The 5,924-nt window shown below is 67.4% G+C and carries 3 protein-coding genes; 2 read left to right on the top strand and 1 reads right to left on the bottom strand.

The genetic code is table 11. The features are described from left to right. Positions 1 to 1,854 (bottom strand): diguanylate cyclase domain-containing protein (locus AB4Y84_RS10860; RefSeq protein WP_442250118.1); only part of this gene is annotated, 1,854 nt, incomplete at its 3' end. A 133-nt stretch (positions 1,855 to 1,987) separates the two neighbouring features. Between AB4Y84_RS10860 and AB4Y84_RS10855 the strand changes: the two genes are divergently transcribed. Together AB4Y84_RS10855 and AB4Y84_RS10850 are read left to right on the top strand one after the other, a co-directional pair. Further along, positions 1,988 to 4,090, top strand: coding sequence for a PAS domain-containing sensor histidine kinase (locus AB4Y84_RS10855; RefSeq protein ID WP_428704403.1), 2,103 nt, complete (start codon positions 1,988 to 1,990; stop codon positions 4,088 to 4,090). A 4-nt stretch (positions 4,091 to 4,094) separates the two neighbouring features. Beyond that, positions 4,095 to 5,870, top strand: a complete 1,776-nt coding sequence (locus tag AB4Y84_RS10850; protein ID WP_442250117.1) for an EAL domain-containing protein — start codon at positions 4,095 to 4,097, stop codon at positions 5,868 to 5,870. Positions 5,871 to 5,924 lie beyond the last annotated feature (54 nt).

Below are 5,924 nucleotides of genomic sequence, written 5' to 3'. Positions count from 1 at the left end.
GCGCAGCAGTGAGTCGAAGTCGGTCTGGCTCTCGCCAAGCATGGCGATGCCCACGCTGGCGCCAACTTTCAAGGTGGTGTCGCCACGGCGCAGCGGCTCGGCCAGCGAATTGATCAGCTTGCGCGCTACATGGCCGGCATCTTCCGGCTCGGCCAGGTCGCGCAGCACCACGATGAACTCGTCACCACTGAAACGACCAAACAGGTCGTTGTTGCGCAGGTTCTGGTGCAGCCGGGTTGCGGCGGCCTTCAGCAGCGCATCGCCGGTGGCGTGGCCGAAGCTGTCGTTGATGTTCTTGAAGCCGTCCAGATCGATGAACAGCATCGCCAGCGAGGTGCCGCGATCACGCGCTTCCTCGATGGCTTCGGAGGTCTGCTCGCCCAGCAGCACCCGGTTGGGCAGTCCGGTCAGCAGGTCGTAGTGGGCAAGCAGTTCAATCCGCTCGTTCGCTTCGCGCTCGCGGGTGATGTCACGGAACAGAACCACGAAGCGCGGCGGCAAGCCATCACGACGGTCCAGTTCGATCAGTACCTGCACCCATACGCGCAACCCGGACTGGCGGTAGAAGCACAGATCCAGCTGCTCAGGCAGGCCGCCACCGGCGATCCGCCCCAACGCGCCTTCGAAGGCCGCACGCGAATCCTCGGCATACAACGCGAGCGCCTGGTCGAGGGTGATCGGTTCCTTGCGCAGGCCGTGGATGCGATAGCACTCCTCGGTCCATTGCATGTTGCGCGTCGCCACTTCGATCTCGCAACCACCGATGCGCCCCAGCGCGGACACGCGGTTGAGCAGTTCGGTACGCCAGCGGATGAGGGCATCGGTCTGATGCTGTTCGGTGATGTTCTGCACCTGCCCCAACAGGCGCTTGGGCTGCCCGTCCATGTCCAGCAACGGTTGCATCCACAACCGCAGATGCTGCGAGGGTTCGTTGCCGCGGGTCAGTTCCAGTTCCAGGTTGGCGGCGCGACCATCGCGCCACAGGCGGCGCCAGGCCGCACGCAGTGCACCACGTGAGCGCGGGTGCAGCTGCTTGAGCCAGCGTCGCTGCCCCGGGATGCTGTCCTGCCGTAGTGCCAGCAGCGAGCGCAGTTCCGGCGACCACCAGAATTGGCGGCTGTGCGGATCGAACGACCAGCTGCCCATGCTGGCGATGCGCTGGGCTTCGCGCAGATGCAGCTGTTGCTCCTGCAGCATGGCTTCCAGCTGCTTCTGCTGCTCGATGTCGGTATGGGTGCCGACCATGCGCAGCGGCTGGCCATCGGCGGTACGGGCCACCACCCGGCCGCGGTCCAGCACCCATCGCCACTGACCATCGGCCTGGCGGAAGCGGAACTGGGCGCTGTACTGCTCACTGTCGCCGTGCAGGTGTTCATCCAGCGCGGCGCGCACCTGGGTGATGTCGTCGGCGTGCACGCGCGCCAGGATCTGGGTGGCCGTTTCCTCACCCAGCGCGGGCGTGCGCGCCACCCGGTCGCTGGGGATGTCCCAGTCCCACAGGCTGTGGCCGGCGCTGTCCAGTGCAAGTTCCCAGCGACCGCCGCCATCAACCGGAACCGGCTCGGGCACGCTGAGGGTAAAGGCGAGCAGGTTGCCGCTGCCGTCATGCACGGCACGCAGGTGGCCATCGTAGTGACCACGTGGGCCGCCCGGYAGCGTGCAGGCGACGATGCCACCGTCGGCCGCCAGCAGGCGCAGGTCTTCCAGCATTGGCGCGTACGCGGCCACCGTGGCCGGCAGGCCATGCTCGCGCGCAGCCGGATTGGCCGCGAGCGGGCGCCCGCTGCGGTCGACGATGACCAGCGCCGAGGCGAGCGGATGCTGCAGCAGGCTGGCGATGATCCCTTGGTCCACGCGATCTTGCTCCGGATGAAACGCCCGACAGCGGGGCACGCAGTGGTTAACGGCGCCTGCGGCGGATAATTGAGTGGCCAGGGCACACCTGCGCGGTAAGATGGCCCGCACCCCTTCTTCCCTGCCGCCGTCCATGCCCGTAGAACCGACCGGCACCGCCCCTGTTCCCGACCCGCGGATGGCGCAGGCGCTGGGCCGCGACCGTCGTCGCGTGGTGCTGAGCTACCTGGCGATGGCGCTGGCCTGGATGATCGCCACCGACGGCGCGGTGACGGCACTGGTACCCGACCCACAGCAGGCGGCACTCTGGCAGAGCATGAAGGGCGCATTTTTCGCCCTTGCCAGTGCTGGCCTGCTGTACCTGCTGCTGCGGCCGCTGGCCGAGCACGTGCTGCACACCCATGCCCGCCTGCAGGCCTCCGAGCTGCGCCTGCGGCAGATGTTCGAAGGCAACCCGGGCCCGATCCTGGTCTATGACCTGGACAATCTGACCATCCTCGATGCCAACCCGGCCGCCTGCAGCACCTTCGGCTGGGACCGTGACGAACTTCTGGCGCAGACCATCGACGTGCTCTGGCCACCTGGCCAGGACCAGGCGTTGCAGACCAAGCTGGAGGAGATCCGCGGCGCGCCCGAGCAGCTGTGCATCCTGCGCGCGCAGCTGCAGCTGCGCGATGGCAGCCTGCGGCAGATGGAACTGCGTTCGAACGCGATCGACTACGACGGGCACACTGCGCGCCTGCTGATCGCCATCGACCGCACCGCCGAAGACCTGGCCCAGCTGCGGCGCGACCAGGCATTGGCCCGCGTGGAAGAAGCCCACGAGCTGGCCCGGATCGGCGCGTGGGAGCTGGACCCGTCCACCGGCCAGGGCCGTTACTCCAACCAGGTCTATCGCCTGCTGGGCCGTCGCCCGCCCGAGGCGCGACGCTGGCACCGTTTCGACGAGCTGCTGGTGGCAGCCGACCCGGCCACGGCTGCACAGACCGATCAGGTGCTGGCCGAGCTGTGCTCGGGTGAGCAGGTGCAGGTGGACGTGCTGCTGCCGGTACTGGCAATGGATGGCCGTGCGCTGATGGTGCACCTGCGTGCCGCCAGCGGCGTGGATGAAGCCGGACGTGACCGGATACTGGGCACGTTGCAGGACGTGACCGAGCGTGAGCAGTCGCGGCGCCTGTTGCGCGAACGCGAAGAGCAGTTCCGCGAGCTGGTGCGGGTGCTGCCCGATGGCGTGGTGATCCTGTCCGACGAACATGTGCTGTATGCCAATGCGTGGGCGGCCGGCCTGTTCGGCTACGGCAGCCACACGCTGCTGGGCGAGCCGCTGTCGGCCCTGGTGGCAGGCGGCGATCTGGCCCGGATGCGCGCGCAGATGCGCGCCGGGCAGCCGCAGCACAGCCCGGGCCACAGCAGCGTGGTGGCCATGCAGCGCGCCGATGGCCGCAGCTTCCAGGCTGGCATTGCGGTGGGTGACGTGCGCTACGGCGGGCGCGACTGCAAGCTGCTGATCGTGCGCGACCTGAGTGAATCCGAACAGACCCGAAGCGCGCTGGAGACCAGCAACCGCGAGCTGCAGGCGATGGCTGGCCGCCTGTTCTCGCTGCAGGAGGACGAGCGCCGGGCGATCTCGCGCGACCTGCACGATGACATCGGCCAGGCGATCACCGCGATCAAGCTGTCGGCCTATGCAGCGCAGGACGAGGACGATGCGCAGCGGCGCGGCGAGGACCTGGCGCAGATCGTCAGCCTGGCTGATACCACCGTTGCCAAGCTGCGCGACATCTCCACCCTGCTGCGGCCGCCGCAGCTGGATGCGCTGGGCCTGGAGGCGGCGTTGAGCTGGCAGGCGCGCGTGCTGTTCCGCTCGTCCACCGTCGAGCTGCAGGCCGAGATCGAATCGCTGCCCACGCGCCCGGACAACAGCATCGAGCAGGCCTGTTTCCGCATCGCCCAGGAAAGCCTGACCAATGCACTGCGCCACGCGCGCGCCAGCCAGGTGGTGCTGCAGCTGCGCGACGTCGACCAGCGCGGGCTGCACCTGATGATCCGTGACGATGGCGAAGGGTTCGACCCCGATGGCCCACGCGGCTTGGGCCTGATCGTGATGCGCGAGCGTGCGCAGAGCGTGGGCGGCCATGTGCGGATCGAGTCGGCGCACGGCGCCGGCACCCTCGTCGATGTCCACCTTCCTTACCAGGCCGCTGTTACGGCGGCCGTCGAGTCAGCGGAATACTGAGCCCATGTGGAACCCCAACCTGCCCCCGGTCAGCATCGATGATGCACCTGATCGCCTCGGCGCCGGCAACCCCGAGCTGCAGGCGATGGTCGCCGAAGCCGCCTCCGGTGGTACCCCGCTGATGCTGATGCATGTGGACATCGACCACTTCGCCTCGGTCAACGAGAACATGAGTGCGGAGGTTGGTGACCAGGCACTGGTGCTGGTGGCCCAGCGCCTGCAGTCCTACCTGCGCGGACGCGGCATGCTGTGGCGGCATGGCAGCGATGAGTTCCTGATTGCCGTGCCGCGCACCGCCGATCTGCCCCTGGCCGAGGATTTCGCCGAAGAGATCCGCCAGCAGATGGAACTGCCGCTTTCAGTTCTCCCCTATACGCTGTTCATGACCGGCAAGCTGGGCGTGAGCCTGTGCCCGGAGCACGCCAGCAGTGCCTCACGCCTGCTCGACCATGCCGAGGACGCGCTGTACCAGGCCGCCCGCGAAGGCGGCAATGCGGTGCGCATCCATGCGGTGGACACGCCGCCGAGCGCGCACAGCGAGAGCATCATCGCGCGGCAGATCGTCGATGCGATTCCCAACGGCGAACTGAAGCTGCGTTACCAGCCGCTGGTCAGTGCCCGCGATGGCCACGTGGTGGGCATGGAGGCGCTGCTGCGCTGGCAGTCGCCGACCCTGGGCATGCTGGTGCCGGAGCGTTTCATGCGCACCGCCGAGCGACTGGGCATCATCGTGCAGATTGGTACGTGGGTGTTGGAAGGTGCGTTGAAGCAGGCCCGGCTGTGGCGCGACCAGGGCTTTGATGACTTCACCATCGCGGTGAATGTGTCCACCCTGCAGCTGCTGCGCCCGAATTTCTTTGCCGAAGTGATGGGCGTGATCCAGGCCTCCGGCGTGCCGGCACAGATGCTGACGCTGGAAATCAACGAAAGCGCGCTGACCAACAACGTCAACTTCGTCCACGAAACGCTGGCCAACCTGCGCAACGAAGGCATCAGCCTGAGCCTGGACAACTTCGGCACCGGCRATTCGAGCCTGAGTGCGCTGGTGCGCTACCCGGTGGACAAGCTGAAGATCGACCGCAGCTTCATCAAGAGCGCTCCGGCCGGCAACCGTGAAGCGGCGATCGCACGCGCGATCATTGCGATGGGCCACCAGCTGGGCATGACGGTGATCGCCAACGGCGTGGAATCGCAGGCACAGCTGGGCTTCCTGCGCCGCAACGACTGCGACGTGTTCCAGGGCTACCTGTTCGGCGAACCGATGTCCGCCGATGCCGCCGGCATGACCCTGCGCCGGCGCTACCTGCGTCCCGAAGCGTTCGCCGAAACCCGCCCGGACCGCACCCTGCTGCTGCTGGATGACGAAGAGAATGTGCTGCGCTCGCTGGTGCGCCTGTTCCGCCGAGATGGGTACCGCATCCTGGCGGCAGGCAACGTGCGCGATGCGTTCGATCTGCTGGCCATCAACGACGTGCAGGTGATCCTGTCCGACCAGCGCATGAGCGACATGAGCGGCACCGAGTTCCTGGGCCGGGTGAAGATGCTGTACCCGGACACGATCCGGCTGGTGTTGTCGGGCTATACCGACCTCAACACGGTGACCGATGCGATCAACCGCGGTGCGATCTACCGGTTCCTGACCAAGCCGTGGAACGACGACGAGCTGCGCAAGCACATCCACCAGGCCTTCCGCACGTACGAGGAACAACGGCGCAGCAACGGTGGCCTGGCGGCTGTCGAGCCGGCCGACGGCGGTGAGGATCGTTCGCCGCCGCGGTAAACCCGGGTAGTGCCGGCCGCTGGCCGGCAGATGCGGGGTTTCCAGGTTCATCGG

It is taken from the genome of Stenotrophomonas sp. 2YAF22, from assembly GCF_052114665.1.
GTDB lineage: Bacteria > Pseudomonadota > Gammaproteobacteria > Xanthomonadales > Xanthomonadaceae > Stenotrophomonas > Stenotrophomonas indicatrix.
The sequence above is the reverse complement of the archived record's forward strand: the minus strand, read 5'-3'. Positions and strand labels throughout refer to the sequence as shown.